This is a genomic window from Enterococcus sp. JM9B, from assembly GCF_009933265.1.
Lineage (GTDB): Bacteria > Bacillota > Bacilli > Lactobacillales > Enterococcaceae > Enterococcus_C > Enterococcus_C songbeiensis.
In genome coordinates this window covers 1-18,513 of sequence record NZ_MAEK01000013.1, presented here as the reverse complement: position 1 = coordinate 18,513, position 18,513 = coordinate 1, and the positions used below count along the sequence as shown (strand labels likewise).

Annotated in this window: 19 protein-coding genes; 14 read left to right on the top strand and 5 right to left on the bottom strand. The window is 37.4% G+C overall.

What is annotated here, in order from left to right:
- Positions 1 to 127 precede the first annotated feature (127 nt).
- The 7 genes from BAU16_RS04005 to BAU16_RS03975 all read left to right on the top strand — a co-directional run bounded on the left by BAU16_RS04005 (position 128) and on the right by BAU16_RS03975 (position 7,175).
- Entirely contained in the window at positions 128 to 1,345 is a 1,218-nt protein-coding gene (locus BAU16_RS04005) for an AAA family ATPase (protein ID WP_161526503.1), read from the top strand.
- Complete coding sequence (locus BAU16_RS04000) at positions 1,335 to 1,889, top strand: hypothetical protein (RefSeq protein ID WP_161526502.1); 555 nt, start codon at positions 1,335 to 1,337, stop codon at positions 1,887 to 1,889. Before BAU16_RS04005 ends, BAU16_RS04000 begins: the two co-directional genes overlap by 11 nt.
- Positions 1,890 to 2,150: 261 nt before the next feature.
- Positions 2,151 to 2,459, top strand: coding sequence for a hypothetical protein (locus BAU16_RS03995; RefSeq protein WP_161526501.1), 309 nt, complete (start codon positions 2,151 to 2,153; stop codon positions 2,457 to 2,459).
- A gap of 63 nt (positions 2,460 to 2,522) precedes the next feature.
- Positions 2,523 to 2,873, top strand: coding sequence for a PTS lactose/cellobiose transporter subunit IIA (locus tag BAU16_RS03990; RefSeq protein WP_161526500.1), 351 nt, complete (start codon positions 2,523 to 2,525; stop codon positions 2,871 to 2,873).
- Positions 2,874 to 3,269: 396 nt separating this feature from the next.
- On the top strand, positions 3,270 to 4,112 hold the full coding sequence (locus BAU16_RS03985; protein WP_161526499.1) for a class C sortase: 843 nt from the start codon (positions 3,270 to 3,272) through the stop codon (positions 4,110 to 4,112).
- A 139-nt stretch (positions 4,113 to 4,251) separates the two neighbouring features.
- On the top strand, positions 4,252 to 4,908 hold the full coding sequence (locus tag BAU16_RS03980; protein ID WP_161526498.1) for a hypothetical protein: 657 nt from the start codon (positions 4,252 to 4,254) through the stop codon (positions 4,906 to 4,908).
- A gap of 80 nt (positions 4,909 to 4,988) precedes the next feature.
- Positions 4,989 to 7,175: a BspA family leucine-rich repeat surface protein gene (locus BAU16_RS03975; RefSeq protein WP_161526497.1), complete on the top strand. Its 2,187-nt coding sequence runs from the start codon at positions 4,989 to 4,991 to the stop codon at positions 7,173 to 7,175.
- Positions 7,176 to 7,359: 184 nt separating this feature from the next.
- On the opposite strand, the gene BAU16_RS03970 is transcribed toward BAU16_RS03975, so the two are convergent.
- Positions 7,360 to 7,929 carry a TetR/AcrR family transcriptional regulator gene (locus BAU16_RS03970; RefSeq protein WP_171000757.1) on the bottom strand — a complete coding sequence of 190 codons (570 nt, stop codon included), beginning with the start codon at positions 7,927 to 7,929 and terminating at the stop codon, positions 7,360 to 7,362.
- 290 nt (positions 7,930 to 8,219) lie between these two features.
- Here BAU16_RS03970 and BAU16_RS03965 point away from each other — a divergent pair, with 290 nt between their 5' ends.
- Positions 8,220 to 8,849, top strand: a complete 630-nt coding sequence (locus BAU16_RS03965) for an ECF transporter S component (protein WP_237579205.1) — start codon at positions 8,220 to 8,222, stop codon at positions 8,847 to 8,849.
- 38 nt (positions 8,850 to 8,887) lie between these two features.
- On the opposite strand, the gene BAU16_RS03960 is transcribed toward BAU16_RS03965, so the two are convergent.
- Both BAU16_RS03960 and ilvD read right to left on the bottom strand, forming a co-directional pair.
- Positions 8,888 to 9,064 carry a hypothetical protein gene (locus tag BAU16_RS03960; protein ID WP_156171207.1) on the bottom strand — a complete coding sequence of 59 codons (177 nt, stop codon included), beginning with the start codon at positions 9,062 to 9,064 and terminating at the stop codon, positions 8,888 to 8,890.
- A 115-nt stretch (positions 9,065 to 9,179) separates the two neighbouring features.
- Positions 9,180 to 10,880 carry a dihydroxy-acid dehydratase gene (ilvD, locus tag BAU16_RS03955; RefSeq protein ID WP_137604662.1) on the bottom strand — a complete coding sequence of 567 codons (1,701 nt, stop codon included), beginning with the start codon at positions 10,878 to 10,880 and terminating at the stop codon, positions 9,180 to 9,182.
- Between the two features lie 193 nt (positions 10,881 to 11,073).
- On the opposite strand from ilvD, the gene BAU16_RS03950 reads away from it, so the two are divergent.
- Positions 11,074 to 11,415 carry a metal-sulfur cluster assembly factor gene (locus BAU16_RS03950; protein WP_048604237.1) on the top strand — a complete coding sequence of 114 codons (342 nt, stop codon included), beginning with the start codon at positions 11,074 to 11,076 and terminating at the stop codon, positions 11,413 to 11,415.
- A gap of 88 nt (positions 11,416 to 11,503) precedes the next feature.
- Here the strand turns inward: BAU16_RS03950 and BAU16_RS03945 are convergent, their stop codons facing one another.
- Complete coding sequence (locus tag BAU16_RS03945; protein WP_161526496.1) at positions 11,504 to 12,352, bottom strand: hypothetical protein; 849 nt, start codon at positions 12,350 to 12,352, stop codon at positions 11,504 to 11,506.
- Positions 12,353 to 12,469: 117 nt separating this feature from the next.
- The gene (locus BAU16_RS03940) at positions 12,470 to 12,955 is read right to left on the bottom strand and encodes a helix-turn-helix domain-containing protein (RefSeq protein ID WP_161526495.1); all 486 of its coding nucleotides are present in this window, start codon (positions 12,953 to 12,955) and stop codon (positions 12,470 to 12,472) included.
- A 289-nt stretch (positions 12,956 to 13,244) separates the two neighbouring features.
- Here BAU16_RS03940 and BAU16_RS03935 point away from each other — a divergent pair, with 289 nt between their 5' ends.
- From BAU16_RS03935 to BAU16_RS03915, 5 genes are all read left to right on the top strand, one after another.
- Positions 13,245 to 14,003, top strand: coding sequence for a YveK family protein (locus BAU16_RS03935; RefSeq protein WP_161526494.1), 759 nt, complete (start codon positions 13,245 to 13,247; stop codon positions 14,001 to 14,003).
- The gene (locus BAU16_RS03930; RefSeq protein ID WP_161526493.1) at positions 13,978 to 14,616 is read left to right on the top strand and encodes an AAA family ATPase; all 639 of its coding nucleotides are present in this window, start codon (positions 13,978 to 13,980) and stop codon (positions 14,614 to 14,616) included. Before BAU16_RS03935 ends, BAU16_RS03930 begins: the two co-directional genes overlap by 26 nt.
- Before the next feature lie 14 nt (positions 14,617 to 14,630).
- Positions 14,631 to 16,454 carry a polysaccharide biosynthesis protein gene (locus tag BAU16_RS03925; RefSeq protein ID WP_161526492.1) on the top strand — a complete coding sequence of 608 codons (1,824 nt, stop codon included), beginning with the start codon at positions 14,631 to 14,633 and terminating at the stop codon, positions 16,452 to 16,454.
- Positions 16,451 to 17,575, top strand: coding sequence for a DegT/DnrJ/EryC1/StrS family aminotransferase (locus BAU16_RS03920; protein ID WP_161526491.1), 1,125 nt, complete (start codon positions 16,451 to 16,453; stop codon positions 17,573 to 17,575). The genes BAU16_RS03925 and BAU16_RS03920 overlap by 4 nt, the downstream gene beginning before the upstream one ends.
- Before the next feature lie 99 nt (positions 17,576 to 17,674).
- Entirely contained in the window at positions 17,675 to 18,466 is a 792-nt protein-coding gene (locus BAU16_RS03915; protein ID WP_272927841.1) for an EpsG family protein, read from the top strand.
- Positions 18,467 to 18,513: the final 47 nt, after the last annotated feature.

Here is an 18,513-nt window from a genome sequence, read left to right as displayed (position 1 = left end):
CAAATTTGAGTTTTATTGAAACTTTTCAATTATGAAATAATAAAATATTCGTATAGTTGGTACTTTTTTATAGATTTAATCGAATAATTCGTTTAAAATAATACTTGAGATGAGGAGGTAGAGAGGGATGAGCATTTCAATTATTGATATTGAGATAGACGGAGTTCATATCTTCAAAGATGAAAAATTTTATATCAATTTCAGAAATGAGAGTAGGGTTTTTGAGGAAGAAAAAGAGAATCATGTCGTCAGCAAATTAATGGGAAATAATTACAGAAATAATGTTGTTGCACTTGCTGGAATCAATGCAAGTGGTAAAACTTCATCACTTTACCTAATCAATTTTATCATGATGGTATTTATTATGGGTGAGGGATTAAATTTTGATAAACGGATTGCAGCGCTTTTAAATAAGGAAGTTACAATCAAAGCCCATTTTATAAGTAAGAAAAAAATTTATTATTTAAAGGCAAGTATTACTAAAGAGGCAACAGTTAGTGGTCAAGTTTTAAATTTTAAAGAGGAAGAAGTATATTCAAAAGTAGTCAATAGTCAAGTGACGAATAAGATGTTCCTAGATCATTCTGATTTTTCCGAAGAATTGGTTCGAAGTGAGCTGCTATCCTCTAAGAGTGGAGCTTTTCTTAAGGAGGAGGATTCTGTTTTGCCTTCTTTTGCGCAGGTAGATGGATTAGATGTTCCTCGAAACTATGTTTTAGATACGTTTTCTTCTACAGATATGAATTTTATTTATGCTTTTTCAAAGTATGATGCAAGTATTATTCAATATTTAGACGATAGTATTGAACACTTGGAAATAGAATTTAATATAGAAGAGAAACAGGCGTATTTTAGTTTGAAATTCTATAATAGTGAGCCTATAAGAGGAACGCTTCTAAATTTAAGGGATTATTTGTCCTCTGGAACAATTAAAGGATTGAGTATTTTTTCTTACATTAAAGCCATCCTAAAGAATGGCGGCTACTTATTAGTAGATGAACTGGAGATCCACTTTAATAAGACAATTGTTGAAAATATTCTTTCCTTCTTTCAAAGTAAGGCAAATAAGAATGGCGCAACATTGGTTTTTTCCACTCATTATAGTGAATTATTAGATAAAATTGAAAGAAAAGAAACTGTAAAAATACTAAGAAAAAAAGAGCGAAAAATTCAAATAGACAATTTAGCAGAATTATCAGAAGCGGAGAAAAAAAATAGAACAGATGTCAAAAATAGCGATTTAATACTAAGTGGTATTTTTGGTACAGCTCCTTCTTATGAAAAATATTGGAAAGTCTATAAAAATTTACTTGAATTGACAGAAGGTGATTCGAGTGAAAAGTGAGGAGCTTAATTTTGATGATTGTAAGCTAGTGGTTATCTGTGAAGGGAATAGTGAGAAAACATATGTAGATTTTATGTTGGATAACGAAATGCTGGTTTTTTCAAGAGAGAATTTACTTACAGAAGAACCTTTGGGTAATAAGTATCGCAAAGGCGAAACATTTACAAAAGACTTTCTAACAATGACTTTTGAAAAGCCATTAATTATCTTATTGATTCAAGATGATGCTACAAAATTTAAAGTAAAGAAACCATATGATGAAAAAATAGGGGAAATACACTATGTGGTGACTGCTCCGGAAATAGAGATGCTAATGATTATTCATAAAAGATTACAAGATCGATATAAAAAACAAAAAAAGAAGCCCTCAATATTTTTAGCCGAGCATGAAAAAAAGTCGACCGCAAAAATTAAATCAAGTACCTTCATTCGCAGTGTTTTTACTCAAGAAACACTTATCGCAGCCTTAATTGAATATAACCGAATAACAAAAAATGATGAAAATCTAAGGCTAATTGATTTAGTAAAAAGTGAACTGAAATAAAAGGTCTCAACAAAAAATAGATGAAGAAAAGTCTCAACGAAGCTCAAATTGAGTTTTGTCGGGATTTTTTTATTTTCTCAAATAAAAAAAGTAAACTATAGATATTCTGCGTATTTCTTATTAGAAAGGGGGACATGAGGAAAGTAAAGCAGAAGAAGTGGTTAGAATTACGATTTAAAAAGAAAATAGTTTTCTATGATTTTCCAAAATCGTGCGTACTTACTCTTGGATTAGTGAAAATAGAAAATCTGGAGGAAGAAAATGCCGTTACAAGAAGAAAAAATGTACGCAACTTTAATTATCAGCCATGCAGAAATGGCGATGGATTATTTTTCACAAGGCTCAGATAAATTTAAACGAGCAGAGTTCGGTAATGCGTTGCGCTTACTTAAAAAAGGGCAAGTCTGCTTGAATGTCGCCTGCAACTTAGAAATGAGCTTATTCTATCTAGAAAAAGAAAAGGTAACTCCTATTGCTATGGTCATTGAGGCAAAGGAGTATCTCACCACGGTCATTCACTGGGGGAAATTTTTTGCGGCGATGCAAAAAACATTAGAAAGAGAAATTTAACAGAGTATGCTCTATTTTACATATCTCTTTTGCACCACAAAAAAGGATGAATTGAGGAAAAGGATGTCGACAGAAAAAATCAAAGCATTAGCATTTCAAATTAGTTATGTTTCCGATGATGCCAGTGAGGAATTTCGCAAAGGAATCGAAAGCTTACGGCAAAAGAATTTGGAGAAAATGATTCAGCACATTAAACAAGGACAGGAACACTTGGCTCTGGCGCGAACTTTACAGACAAAGCTCCTGCAAGAAGATATCGATCGTTTGCCGTATGCTATCAATGAACTTCATGTTGTGGATAATTTTTGTGAAGCAAGTGTACTGGGGCGATGCGGACAGTACTTGCTGGAAGTGATGGAAAAACAGCGAATGAGAGAGGTTCGGAGGATGAAACGAAGACAACGATTAAAATAAAGAGTATGTTTTTATTTAAATCAAATGGCAATGGGATGAAAAAACTATCAGTGAAGGTCATTTTTTCAATTAAATTCATTTACTTTTGCCGATTTTACTGATTAACTTGAAAAAAATTTCTATCCTATTGAAAAAAACTATCATTTATTTTGAGCTATTAATCAAAATAAGCGATAGTTTTTTTGTTTAGTGACGAAAAATAACGGGAAATAGGAGAAAGTCAAAAATTATCCTTAACACGTCAAAAGTTGACGTTTTACTTACAGAAAAAGAAGGTATAATTCAATTATAGAAGGAAACAATGTAAATAGGTCTAGTTTTGCTACCTAATTAATTGAATTAGTGAGTTATTGAACAATCGAAATGCACCAGAGAAAAAAGAGGTGATCAACTTTTGTGGTAAGAAAAAAGATAGAAAAAACGCAGAAGGGACGACGAAAGGTCTATACGATCTTTGGGAGTGTCATCTTTCTTGGCGTTCTTTTACTTATAGTACCGATTTTTTATGATCTGGTCACTCAGAATCACCGTAAAAGCGTAGTTACGACTTATGAAGAGAAAATACCTGAAGAAAAGAATACTACACTCGAGTTAATCAAAAAATACAACGAGATGATCTATCACCAGCAAAAAGGAAAAGCCTCGGAAGAAGTCAACATTACTGACATTCAAAAAGATTTAAAAAAGCCCATCGGTTATATCAATATTCCCAGTATCAACCTAACCAACATGCTGATTTATTTTGGTGATTCTGAATGGACGTTAAACCAAGGGATTGGAACCTTACCTTGGACGACATTGCCCATTGGAGGAAAAAATACACTTAGCGGCATTACCGGACACTCGGGATTAGCCAATCAGATTTTATTTGATAATATTCGCTACTTGAAAAAAGGTGATGTCTTTTATTTGAATACGTTTGGTCAAAATTTAGCGTATGAAGTGTACGATCAAAAAACTGTGGATCCTAATGATAAAGCCGCGATAGAAGCCTTTTACATTCAGGATAATAAAGACATCGTAGCGCTAATGACTTGTACACCATTATTTATCAATAGTCATCGTTTGATTGTTTATGGCAAACGAGTTCCTATAAAAGCTGCAAAAGAGGTCCAAACCGCTCATCGAACCGTTTGGACGCTAGACACGATCCGAATCGCAGTATTGCTGCTATTCCTAGTACTCCTTCTTTTCTGGCTAATTTATCGTCACTTTAGGAATAAGCAGGAACGCAAATAAAAAAATTAGAACATGGAAACGAGGAAGAGGATGAATAAACGAATCATCTGACAAGGCTATTTCACAACATCTGATTGAAAACGTAATCACTGAGAAAAATAAATTACTAAATGCTGTGACAAGAAAGGAAGGATTTTGCATGAAGTACATACGATTGTTTAGTATGCTGATTATCAGCATTGTTGGGCTTATGCTAGGACAAATGGCCTATGCTGCGAATGGGATGAACAGTCCGTCAGTTACCATAGTGAAGCGTGAAACTGCAAGTTCTTCCACCGTGTCGCAAGCAACAAAACCTGTAGCAAATGCACATTATCGACTGACCCGTATTTTACCTATCAACGGTGAAAAAATTGTGCCGACCGATTCTGCGACTTACACGATTGCTTCTAAGGAACAAGCTTTTTCCATCGAATTGATTACTGATACGAATGGACAAGCGATGTATGCTGATACAGCAACCTTGGTGGAAGGTTATTACCTACTGGAGGAATTAGCCGGCAGTGGTAACAACAAACCTGCTGATCCAATTGTTTTTCAATTGCCTTATACCGATGCAACAGGAAAGGTCACCGATGATTTTACTTATGAACCTAAGTCTGGACTGATAGAAAATAATGTTTCAGGATCAAATCACGAAACTACTGGTCAAAAGAATACCACAACAATTATGCAAACAAGTGGTGATGTTTGGAAGATTTCTTTAACAAAGGCGTTACTTGGTACAAGTATTTTTCTAAGCACTGTTATCGGCGGAACTGTTTTAATTCGTAAACGTTGGGAGGAGAAAATATGAATAAATCATTTTTGACTCATTGCTTCTCCAAGATTTTATTGCAAACAAAGAAGGGTCTTTCTAAAAATGGAAGTCATCGCTTGCTGAAATTGGTTGTCATCAGTGTGCTAAGTACCCAATTGTTTGTTCCAATTTACCCCGTTATTGCTGAAACGACGCAGTCCACTATGGCGACGACAGAGAAGACCCAAGCGGAGTCATCCACTGAAACCTCACAGACAACAGCAAGCAGTGAACCAGAAGAAACTTCAGAATCTGCAACTGACAGTAGTATAATGACCAGCACCACTGATTCGATTCAAGCAACAACTGCAAGTGGAGTTGAGTCTTCAGAAACCTCAGAATCTAACGAAGACACGATTAATCTTGTGCAACTTCAAACAGATTTGCTTAATCGTATTGCGGCATTTGGTGATGTTACAGGAACCACAGTAACGGTAGATAACCAAACAATTACGATTGATTTATCGACCACACTAAGTGAACAGGCTGATGAAATTAAAAAGGCGATTACGCCGCTGATTCCTGAAGGGTATTCAGCAAAAATTATGGCAAAATCTGCGGCTACTACGGTAGGTTTTTGGACAAAGGGAGCCGATGTGGATAGTGCGCATAATACTGGGACTTATGGGGACGCAGGTTTAGAGAAGTATGTATATACAGCAGAACCGTTTCAAGATACCGTTACTAATACGACAGTCGACACAGTGGCGAAAACGGAGGTTTTAAAAAAAGGGATTTTTGGGACAGTGAAATGGTACATCAGCACGGATGGTGTTTTGCATCTAGGATCGGGTACAACTGGTGTGGTCAATTGGAGTGCCTTTCCTAATAATACCACTAGTTCACCAACGGATAGTCTTTCACCTTGGTATCAGTATAAAAATGAATTTACATTTACTTCTATTAGTGTTGACGGTGCAATTACATTGAACGCTGCTTCAATCTACTTATTTGCTCAACTAGACAACATTACAAAAATTTCTGGTGCAGATAAATTGAACTTTGCTGCTGTTACCGATGTTACCGGTATGTTCCAAAATACTTCTAGTTTAACAGAAATGTCTGATACCGGCGGATGGAAGCTAACTGCGGCAAAATCGGCCTCGTCAATGTTTGCGAATTCTGGAATCAAAATATTAGATGCAACGAACTGGGGATTAGGATTGGTAACTTCATTTGCTTCTATGTTCAATGGAGCTAAAAACTTAACTACAATCGTTGGAACCAATAATTGGAATACAGAAAGTGTTGGCAACATGATTTATATGTTTATCGGTGCAACAAGTCTTCAATCACTAGAAGTTTCAGATTGGAACACGAGTAAAGTTTCGAAGATGCAAGAGATGTTCAGTGGTGCGACAAGTCTAAAAACATTAGATGTTTCTAAATGGGATACAAGCAAAGTTATCACATTGCAGAGCATGTTTAATAATGCTACGAATCTCCAAATGCTAGATGTTTCAAATTGGGACACAAGTAGCCTAGTAAACATGCAAGAGATGGTCCGCGGTGCATCTGCACTAACAGAATTTGATGTAAGCAAGTGGAAGACACCGGTTCTTACTAGTATGAATGCTTCTTTTAGGGGAGCAGCATCCATTACCAAATTAGATTTTAGTAACATGGACACTAGTAAGGTTACTACTATGGCAAATGCTTTGACTGATATGAAAGCATTGCGACAAATTACTTTTGGCTCGAAGTTTACTACATCCAGTTTAACCGCACCTGTAGATAAAAATCTAATTTTGCCTAATTCTACTGCAACGAGTGAACTGAAATGGCAAAACGTCGGGACTGGTTCAATTAGTGCACCCGCAGGCTCTGAGAGAATTTATAGATATTCTACTAGTGGAGTACCTGACACTTATGTTTTGACTGCTACTGACTATATCATTGATGTAGAGCTCAAAGACCAAACGGGAACCGAATTGAAGGTACCTCATGTTAAGGTTGCGCTTTATAAAGCAGGTGATAGCACAGCACTAGCTACCGCTGAAACAGATTCTAACGGTACTGCCAAATTTGCTCCACAACCGGCTGGTGCTTATATTGTTAAGCAGATTACAGAGTTAGCCAGTTATACCAAATCAGATGACAAATCGTTTATACTGTCAAGTGACACTACTACGATCACCTTAATTAATAGTTTCAAACCAACTTTACCTCTAACCGGTTCGACAGATCGCTTATGGCTAGGGACGCTCGCTGGTTTAATGATTATTATTGGCGGAAGTGCCATAGTGATTTATGAGAAATGGTAAGTATTCCTCTATTCTATCAACCGAAAAAATAAGATTTAGCGGATACAAATGGCAAAATTTTAAGCGAGGCAAAACAAAAAGCACAGTGTAAGAGATGGAGGTAAAACTCCCCTTCTCACAGACATTGTGCTTTTTTGACTAGACATGGAAATTAAGAACTCGTAATTAATAAAACAAGTAAAAATTACTTTCTCCTCGGTAGCATAAATTGCATCATCTCGATTTGATCATCGATGCGTTTTTCGGTAATCGTTCCGGTAATTGCCAGGACACCCAATCCTTCGATAAGAAGCATGAAGGTTTCAGCCAATTCCTCTAATTTTTGATTTTCCAGAATTCCTTGCTCAACACCCAGTTTTAGAATTTCATAGATTGTTTGTTGGCTAGAGTTGATTTGTGCTTGTTGGAAAGCATGATCTTTTTCAGAGCTGTGGGTATAATAATATTCATAGGTTGCCCGCAGCAAACTGTTTCCGACATGATTTAACAAGCGATCTTTGTGTTCGGCAAAATAATCATCCAGCAATTTTTCAAAAGGTTGATTTTCTTTGATTGCTGATCGGATGCCGTCAAATTTTCGAGTGTTACGTTCCTTGAGCACCGAGGTGAAAATCGTATCGACCGAATCAAAGTACAGATAAATGCCGCCGCGACTGATTCCACATTCGTCAATGATGTCCTTCATGGTCACATCAATCAGCCCTTTTCTGCTGAAAACGGCACGAGCACCTTCTAAAATTGCTTCGCGCTTCATTTTTTTCCGCGTTTCATTGGAAATGCTAGCCAAATTGCTCACCTCTTTCAAAAAAATAATGACACCCGTGTCACTTTAGTATATAATCACTTTAATGACGTTGGTGTCATTAATAGTGAAAGAAGGATAACTGCCATTATCGAGTCCGATTTTTTAAGCAATTATAATGAATCATCTATTCTATTATACATGAATCGGAGAATTTAGCTAAGCGCAGATAATTTGTTGCTCGACTAGCGACTTGGGAAGCTGAATAAGCAGGCAGTTGTCAAAAATGGGAGAGAAAAATCGTGAAAAATAATCTTCGAACGAAAAAATTAGTGTATACCTCAATTCTACTTGCCATTCAGTTTTTATTGTATGCCACACCATTAGGCTTTTTGCAGATCGGTCCGTTTGCGATCACTACCATGCACATTCCGGTCATTGTTGGTTCCATTCTTTTAGGATACAAAAGAGGGGCTTTTCTTGGATTGGCTTTCGGCTTACTAAGTCTTTATCGGGCAACGATTGTTATTAGTCCGACAAGTTTTGTTTTCTCGCCTTTTGTGCCGGCTCCGGGAAGTGAGCAGGGAAATTTATTAGCGATCGTTGTGGCGATCTTGCCACGTATTTTGGTAGGTGTCACACCCGCTTTGGTCCTTGCACTATTTAGCAGAAAAAATATCTCCCATAACATCAGCTATGGGATCGCTGGCTTGATTGGTTCATTGACCAACACAGTCCTGGTTCTTGGACTCATGGGCTTGATTTTTGGCCACGACTTAGGCTATCAATCACTAACCGCTGTTTTAGCCATGATTGGTGCGGTTATTACGTCAAATGGATTAGTTGAAATGATTGTTGCAGCCTTAGTGACAATTTCCTTGGCAAATGTATTTGATATAGTTGGAAAGCGCCTGTTTCATTCGACAAGATAAAAACAATCAGCCACGTCGCATCGTTGCAGCGTGGCTGATTATTTTTCTTGTGTGCGTACGACGTAGAATCCGATACCGAGGTGAAGGAGGCAGGCAACGAAAAAGAGAACACCAAACCAACGGGACAAACCGTCTGAGATCAATTCTAAGTAGGAAAGAGGCAAAAGGCCGATACCAAGAAGAAAGTTATAGTTTTTCAGCAGATTTTTGATCATTGTCTTTTTCTCCTTTTAAAAAAAGTGCAAGGTTATTCGATCGCAGCGAATAAAAACCTTACACTTAGTATACTGGAAGTGCCATTGAAAAAGGAAACTATTTTAGGAGAGTAAATTATTCTTTTTCCCAGAAATCAGTGATGGCACCTTTAGATGAACTGGAAACAATATGAGCATATTTTCCAAGAACACCGCGGGAATGTAGCGGTGGAATCACGAGAGCTGCTTGGCGTTTGGCAAGTTCAGCTTCGGAAACCTTCATCGTGATCTCTTTGGTGTCTTGATCGACGACTACTAAGTCGCCGGTTTGCAGCAACGCAATCGGTCCGCCATCTTGGGCTTCTGGAGCAATATGTCCTACCACCAGTCCATAGGTTCCTCCTGAGAAACGTCCATCTGTCAATAGCGCAACCGTTTCACCTTGCCCTTTCCCAACAATCATGCTGGATAGAGAGAGCATTTCCGGCATGCCGGGACCACCTTTAGGACCTACGTAACGAACGACCACCACGTCACCATCGACAATTTCATCCGTCAATACCGCATTAATGGCTTCGTCTTCTGTATTAAAGACTTTTGCCGGACCTTCATGACGGCGAACCTTCACACCGGAAACCTTGGCAACTGCGCCTTCTGGAGCTAAATTTCCGTGCAAAATAATCAATGGACCATCTTTTCGTTTTGGATTTTCTAGCGGCATAATGACTTTTTGTCCTTCTTTCAATGAAGGAACATCGGCTAAGTTTTCAGCCAAAGTTTTACCAGTTACGGTCAAGCAATCTCCGTGGAGGTAGCCATTCTCATAAAGGTATTTCATAACAGCAGGAACGCCGCCGACTTCGTACAAATCTTGGAAAACGTATTGTCCGCTTGGTTTCAAATCTGCCAAATGTGGTACTTTTTCTTGGAAATCGTTGAAATCATCCAAAGTCAATTCTACATTTGCAGCATGGGCCATCGCCATCAAATGGAGGATCGCATTGGTAGAACCTCCTAGAGCCATAACTACGGTGATTGCATTTTCAAAGGCTTTACGGGTCATGATGTCTTTTGGATAGATGCCTTTTTTCAACAGCTCCATCACGGCTTCTCCAGCTTCTTCAACATCCCGCAGTTTTGCTTCGGTAGTGGCTGGGTGCGAAGAGGACCCGGGTAAGCTCATGCCCATTGCTTCAATGGCGGATGCCATCGTGTTGGCAGTGTACATTCCGCCGCATCCTCCAGGACCAGGACAGGCATTGCATTCAATTTTCCGCACTTCTTCTTCGGTCATATCGTTATGGTTCCATTTCCCGATTGCTTCGAAAACAGAAACCAAATCAATGTCTTTTCCATCTAATTTCCCCGGTGCAATAGTTCCACCGTAAACAAAAATCGAAGGAATATCAGTATTAGCGATAGCAATCATACAGCCGGGCATATTTTTGTCACAGCCGCCAATTGCAACAAAGGCATCACAATTGTGTCCGCTGATGGCAGCTTCGACTGAATCAGCAATGATATCCCGTGAAGGTAAAGAAAAGCGCATGCCGGGGGTTCCCATGGCGATACCGTCTGAAACGGTGATAGTGCCAAATTGAACGGGCCAACCGCCTGCTGTCTTAATGCCTTTTTTAGCGATTTTTCCTAAGTCTTCCAAGTGAATATTACAAGGAGTATTTTCGGCCCAAGTGCTGATTACGCCAATAATCGGCTGCTTGAATTCTTCGTCCCCCATACCTGTTGCCCGCAACAATGCACGGTTAGGAGATTTAACCATACTATCATAAATTTTGCTTCTAATTCTAATATCTTTCTTTGGCTGATTGTCAGTCATTTTGGAACACTCCTTTCAAACCAGTTGTTGTCTCTTGAATAATAAATCTATTTATTCTAATTGTATTTTAACACAACGCTTGAAATTTTCTAGATTTAAATGAAAAAAAGTTCATAATTCCCCTTGAAAAAAGGCCTGCTTTATGAAAAAATACACATAAACTATTTTTGGTAGTTGGAAAAGAGGCAAAAGTATGAGAGATGACATCCAAGTGAATGATCTGGCAGCCACGGTGAGTGAGCAGCTAATCGAGAAACTTCAAACCATATATGATCCGGAAATCGGGTTGGACATTTATAATTTAGGGTTGGTTTATGAAATCAATTTGGAGGAAAATGGGCATTGTCATGTAGTTCTTACCTACACTTCGATGGGCTGTGGCTGTATGGCGACCGTTCCGAGTGAAATTGGGGCTGCATTAACTGAAATTGATGGAATCGAAAAAGTCACTGTTGAAACTGTGTGGTCACCAGCGTGGAAAGTGACTCGTATCAGTCGATTTGGACGAATTTCACTCGGAATTAGTCCGAGGTAAGGAAGCAAGATAGTAAAGTCTAAGCAAAAGGGCAAGATAGACTCGTGATGAGACCTATCTTGCCTTTTTGTCGTACAGAAAGAATAATTTACTGTTTTGCTTGGAGTGTTTTCTCAAATAACTCTAAAAGCTTTCCGTAAGAAAACGCACCGTGTTGCAAGGAGAAAAAGGGCGTCTTGGAGGTGAAAATTTGTATACTGGGCGTTGTATTGCTGATTATTAAATCATATTTATTTTGATTGTAGTCACTAAATAATTCATACTTCACAAAAGGAAATTTGGTGCAAAAGTCGATGATTTCTTGGATTAAGAAATGGTTTGGATCGTTTTGAATACCGATGGATACATAATCTGCCTTATTTTCTCGTTTTACATAGGGCAAAATCAACAGAGTGCAGTGATCTGCTAGTTCAGGTAAACAACTTTTCAGCCAAAGGAATTCTTCTTGCTTAGCCATCCGGTTTAGGAGTTTAAGAAATTTTCTATTAATTTTGTGATAAAACTTGTCACTTACCAAAAGAGAGCTTGTGTGATTCTGAAAAAATGAGAAGGTTGGTGATTTTTTTCGCAAGTTTAATCGAGCGAATAAGTTGTTGAAATTCAGATTGAGTAAATAAGTTGCTTCTTGCCCCAAAGTCTTATCTAGCACTGTTTCAATGTACGTTTGGAGGTAACCTGGAAGAGTATCTACGAGATTCAGCTGGTGCAAATTTTTTTCGACGATGGAAATTCTGGGATCGTCTTTCGTGAGATATAACGGCAAATAGAGGAGCTGAAAGTAAAAAAAAGAAATTTCTGCTTGAGTGTTCTCCTTAAGGGCGAAGTGGTCAAAAAAACTCTGGATTGTTGGATGGACTTGTGGGAAGTAATAATCAGAAAAATCAGTGGTTTCTACTGTGTAACCTTGTTCTAGACGTAGCTGTGAGATTGCTAACAACAGATGAATTTGTATCTGACAGAGTTTTATATCCCAAGTTTCCTGCCAGTCTTCAAATTTTGCAAAAGAAGCCTGAATATATTCTAATTCCAGAATATCATTTCCAGAGGTAGCTAATCAGGAGAGATGAAAGTAAAAGGTACGAATAAAGGATTCTGATCCACTAAGGGTCATCCCTGTAAGATTTAAATTAACGTTTTGCGAAGAAAGGTATTCTTTTACCATACGCATTTTTCGATGAATGGTTGCACGACTAAGGTAATGTGACTCACAAAAATCTACTAGTTGATCTTCCGGGTTGATTAAAATGTTCAATAGAAACTGGTAGGCAATACTTTTATTCAATAAATAGGTTCGATAGCTACCGGAATCAAAAAGCTGTGAATCAAAAATAATTTTTCCGGATTCTGAAAATAGTGACCGGTTGTAAAGAGTCAGCATGTCTTGGTTAATGGTATCGAGTAAAGACTGAATTTTGGTATAAGAGAAGTCGCAATCCGCTAACAAAGAATTAGCGAAGAAGGTGGTTTCTTTTTTTTCCATGCAAGTAAACAGATGAAGCTTATCTTTTGCGGTGTCATCCAATAATAGTTGAACAATCATATCGTTCCTCCTCAGATCTGTTACTTTGTTAGCTTCATTCTAAAGTATCTTTCAAAATAAAACAAATAATTTAAGAGAAAATTCTCATTTATAGAAAGGTTATCAGTAGATAATTGAGATTTTTTCTTAAATTTCCCAAAAATAATAATAATAATGCCGATGTATACGGTTTTTTTGAGAATAAAATAATTAATTCTCAAATTTAATTAAATTATTATTTGGGTTTGAGTTTGATTAAAAAACAGAAATAAAATAACATTAATCTAAAGACAGAAACTGGAGGTGGGAAATGGAAAAGATTGATTTATACAGTTGGATGAAGCAGGGAACAAGATGGTTTTGGTTGATATGCGGCTTTATGATTATTGGAGGAGTGGGGGCAAGTTGGGTTACGGGCAATTTTATTCCCAAGGTGTATCAGTCATCCGTTCAGGTTATTGTACCTATCAGTCAAGCAGATGATCGCAATATTAGTAATGAAATCTCTACAAATTTGATGCAGATACCGACTTATAGCGAGTTATTGAAAAGTTCACTGGTTATTACTGAATTAACCGATCAGCTTACTTTAAAAACAGAATTCAACTACTCGGAAACAAATCTTCGCTCTCAGATTAGTATCAAACAAGCAAAGGAATCTCAGATTTTTGAAATCGTAGCGGAAGGTAAATCGGCAGCAGATGCAGCAATTATTGCCAACAGAGTCTTCTATATTTTTAAAAATCAGGTGCAAGAACTATTGTCTGTCGATGAGGTCATTGCAGTAACGTCTGCAATACCGGATGAGAAACCAGTATATCCCAATACAATCAAGAACATTCTTTTTGGTGCTTTAGGCGGGTTTATGTTAGCACTCAGCTTTATCGTTATTTATGGGTATTTTGACCAAGTATCTACAAGTAAACAAAATCTTGATTATTTACAACTAACTGATTTAGGTCAAATGCCAAATTTAAAACAATCAGAGAGTACGGTATTGTCGAAAAAAATGAACCATTCAATCTCATTGAAGGAGAAAAATAATGTTTGCAAAACGAGAGAACAATGAAGTTTTAAAAGTCGCTGATTTGGATACACCTTCTTCTGTCGCAGATCTAATTCGAGGAATCCGCAATCGTTTGGAATTTGAAATTAAACAACACAAGTTAAGTTTTTTAGCAGTTACATCGCTAGAAGAGAATTCTGGAACTTCTACGATTACCTTTAATTTAGCAAACTCTTTTACAGCAATTGGCAAACGGGTATTAATTATTGATGGAAACTCTAGCAACTCTTTTTTAAGCAGACTACTAGCAGCAGATTTTGATTGCGGAATAACGAATATTTTCAACCAGGTTTCATTGGATTTCCCTATTCTTACTTTAGGAAAAAGTATTGATTTTTTACCTATGGGAACACGCACTGAGGTTTTGGGTGATTTTCTCATATCTCCTGAGAGCCAAAAAGTTTTTCACGAGCTTAAGCAACGATATGACTTGATTCTTGTGGATACATCACCCTTGGAAAAATCAAGTGTTAGTCAGCTTTTTTCAACTTTAACGGATGGAATTGTTGTGGTTATCAATCAGAAGAAATTCAAATTGAGACAGTGGGAAGAATTTAAAAAAAATAGAGAAAAGTTGTCCGTTAATATTATTGGAATGATCAAAAATTTTGTATGAAAAGAGGGATATAAATGCTTAATGAAAGGACTTTAAAAAATATTATTTACGATATCCTTAGCATTCTCATTGCCCATGGTTTTACATTTATGTACTTGAACTTATTAGTAAACATTGATTCACTTCATTTTTTTAGTGGATTGCTTGTATTCATTTTGGGTTATTTGAGTATGGGCTATTATCAAAAATCTTTTCAAAAAGTAGGATACCATCTCTCTTTTCAAGATATTTTTCAAATAACAAGTTCTGTTCTTGTAGCGACAATTGTGAAAGCTGGGTATTTGGTTATCATTTCAGCTAATCGTTATTTCATTAGTTTAGCTTTGGTAGTTAGTTTTTCATTATTATGTATCGGTGGCATTCGTTTAATTAGAGAAAAAATCTGGGCACATTATCAATTTAGAGATGTTTCTATGGAAGGCAGTTCACGCGTCCTAGTGATTGGTGCGGGAGCTGCGGCGACATGGCTATTACGAGAACTGACAAATCCCAAAAATAAGCACAAATTTCAACTTTGTGGTTTGGTGGATGATGACCAATCATTAGTTGGTGGGAAGTTGTTGGGTATTCCGATAATAGGCACAACACAGGAGCTTGTCCCTATTATTCAAAAACAAGCAGTTGACCGAGTTGTCTTGGCAATACCATCCTTAGCCTCGGCGGATTATCAACTATTAGTAGAAAAAATTGGGCATCTTGTTCCGATATCAACAATTCCGTCAATTGAAGAATTGGCAGAAGGCAAAATCTCTATTACCAAATTTCGATCGGTTCCGATTCAAGAGTTATTGCATCGCCGTGAGGTACAACTGGACACATCTGCGACAGCGGAACTTATTTCAGGAGCTACAGTTTTAGTCACTGGTGCTGGAGGATCAATTGGGTCGGAAATCTGTCGGAAATTAGTGGCCTTTCATCCTAAAAAGCTTGTTTTATTGGGACATGGGGAAAACTCAATTTATCAAATTCAACATGAATTGACTGCAATCGATTCGACAATTGAACTTGTCCCAATTATTGCAGACATACAAGATCGAAAACGGTTGGCCGAAGTAATGAAAATATACCAACCTAAAGTTGTTTATCATGCGGCAGCTCACAAGCATGTTCCTTTGATGGAGGTCAATCCCAAAGAAGCGATAAAAAATAATATTTATGGAACGAAAAATGTTGCAGAGACAGCAAAAGATGCGGGTGTTGAGCGATTTGTCATGATTTCTACAGACAAGGCAGTAAATCCTACGAATATTATGGGCGCTTCAAAACGAATAGCCGAGATGTTGGTTATGGGGATGAACGAGGATGGGAAAACAAAATTTTGTGCCGTTCGTTTTGGAAATGTCTTAGGAAGTCGAGGCAGTGTTGTGCCTCTGTTTACAAAACAAATCAAGATTGGTGGCCCTGTTACGGTCACTGATTTTCGGATGACGCGCTATTTTATGACGATTCCCGAAGCGAGCCAATTGGTGATTCATGCTGGAACGATGGCGCAAGGGGGAGAAATCTTTATTCTTGATATGGGTCAACCAATAAAAATACATGATTTAGCTAAAAGAATGATTGAATTGAGCGGATTTACGACGAACGAGATTCCAATTGTCGAGACAGGCGCACGTCCGGGGGAAAAATTGTACGAAGAACTGTTAGTAGAAAAGGAAAGAGTAACTCGTCAGATTCATGAAAAAATTTTTTTAGGAAAGGTTGCCGGTTACAAAACAGAACGAATCAGAAGTTTTTTGCACTCTATCACAGAAGATGATAATGAACGTATGAAACAACGGTTGATTGAATTTGCAACAAATTCAAGTATGGAGTTGGAAGGAGGTAACGATACATGAGAGCAGAACCGATTTTACTTGCATCGCCCCATCTAAGTCGAAAAGGGTGGGAAAGATTTCATATAAAAGAAGCGTTGGATAAAAATTGGATAGCACCAGTTGGAGAAAATATCGATCGGTTCGAAGCAGAGCTTTGTGCTCAAATCGGTAGTCCAAATGGGGTAGCTGTTTCATCAGGAACAGCAGCGATTCATTTAGGATTAAAGGCGTTAGGCGTTGGAGCAGGGGATAAGGTGATTTGTTCCACCTTCACATTTGCAGCAAGTTGTAATCCAATCTGCTACGAAAATGCAGAACCTATTTTTGTCGATAGCGAACGAGATACCTGGAATATGGATCCCAAAGCGTTAGAAGAAGCACTAAGTAAAAATCCTCGGGTAAAAGCTGTTATTTTAGTCCATTTATATGGAATTCCTGCAAAAATTGTTGAAATTAAAGAAATTTGTCAACGTTATCAAGTGCCTTTATTAGAAGATGCTGCGGAATCTTTAGGCAGCACGTATCACAATCAAATGACTGGAACCTTTGGCCAAATTGGAATCTATTCTTTTAACGGCAATAAAATAATTACGACTTCTGGTGGGGGCATGTTGGTAACGAATAATCATGACTATGCAAAGAAAGCCAAATTTTGGGCCACTCAATCAAGAGAACAAGAATTGCACTATGAGCATAAAGAATTAGGCTATAACTATCGTATGAGTAATATTTCAGCTGGGATTGGCAGGGGACAGTTAAGGATTTTACAAGATCGGGTGGAAAAGAAACGATATATTCATCAAAAATATCAAGAGTTGCTTAGTGATATTCCTGAAATCGGCTGGTTAACTGAGCCAAAGGGGACCTACAGCAATTATTGGCTGACTTGCGGTATTTTTGATGGAATTGATCAGCAACTTGTTATTCAATCATTAGCAGAGCATCAAATTGAATCCCGACCTTTATGGAAACCGATGCATTTACAGCCTTTTTTCAAAAAATACGGCTACCATGGGGAACATGTCAGTGATGGACTCTTTGCAACCGGTATGTGTTTTCCCTCTGATACAAAAATGGGGGATAAGGACCTTGACCGGGTGACCGATGTTATTCGCCGAAAAGTACGACAGCTAAGGAAATGAGAAAATGAAAGTTGTAATAATAGTGTGCAGAAGGGATAGGTAAAATAAGTGGAACAGATTATTTTTACATCAATTGTCATAGGTTGTTTCTTTTGTTTAATGGAAATTGAAAGTAGGACCCAGGTGCTTGCTTTAGAACAGAATACTTCCCGTGTTGTTCCCTGGCAATTAATCTTTTTCTGTCTCGGAGGAGTCCTATTGATTTTCTCTGCAGGATTTCGGATAGGATTTATCGACACTCCAGCCTATCGAATGATGTTTGATCAAATTGATATAAGTTTAGCAGAATTGACGGAGTTTGGCTGGGAATACTCGAAAGAATATGGATTTACTTTCTTTATGTATGCCTTGCGATTAATCAGTAAAAATTCACAAATACTGATTTTTATATGCTCTATGCTCATCATTTCCTTTAATTTTTATTTGATCAAAAAGTATACGATTGATCTTTCTTTTTCCCTTTTGCTTTTCTTTTTTACAGAATACTTAGATTCAATGAATATTATGCGACAAGTTTTAGTCATTGCGCTCAGTCTGTTGATGATTCCGTGGATGCGAAAAGGATATTTCTTTTATTATCTATTAGGTATTCTACTACTCTCAACGATTCATGTTTCTGTATTACTGTGGCTCCCGTTCTATTTCATTTTTCGAAAGCCTGTTTTTCACCCAACAGTGATAATATCGTCAATTGTTATATTACTCTTACTTTTTTTCCCTTATTTAACTGGAATTGTGACAAGCACTTTGTTTGGGGAAAATTCGAATTATCACGAATATTTTCAAAGTACACTCTACGATTACGGCGTGGGTATCCCTCGATTAATGATTCAGTTAGCACCTGGGTTCTTACTGCTCTTTTACGAACTGAGGAAACGGTATAAAAAGTAACAACGAATAGAAACTTTATTAGATTATAACTAAAACTTGAAAGTTGG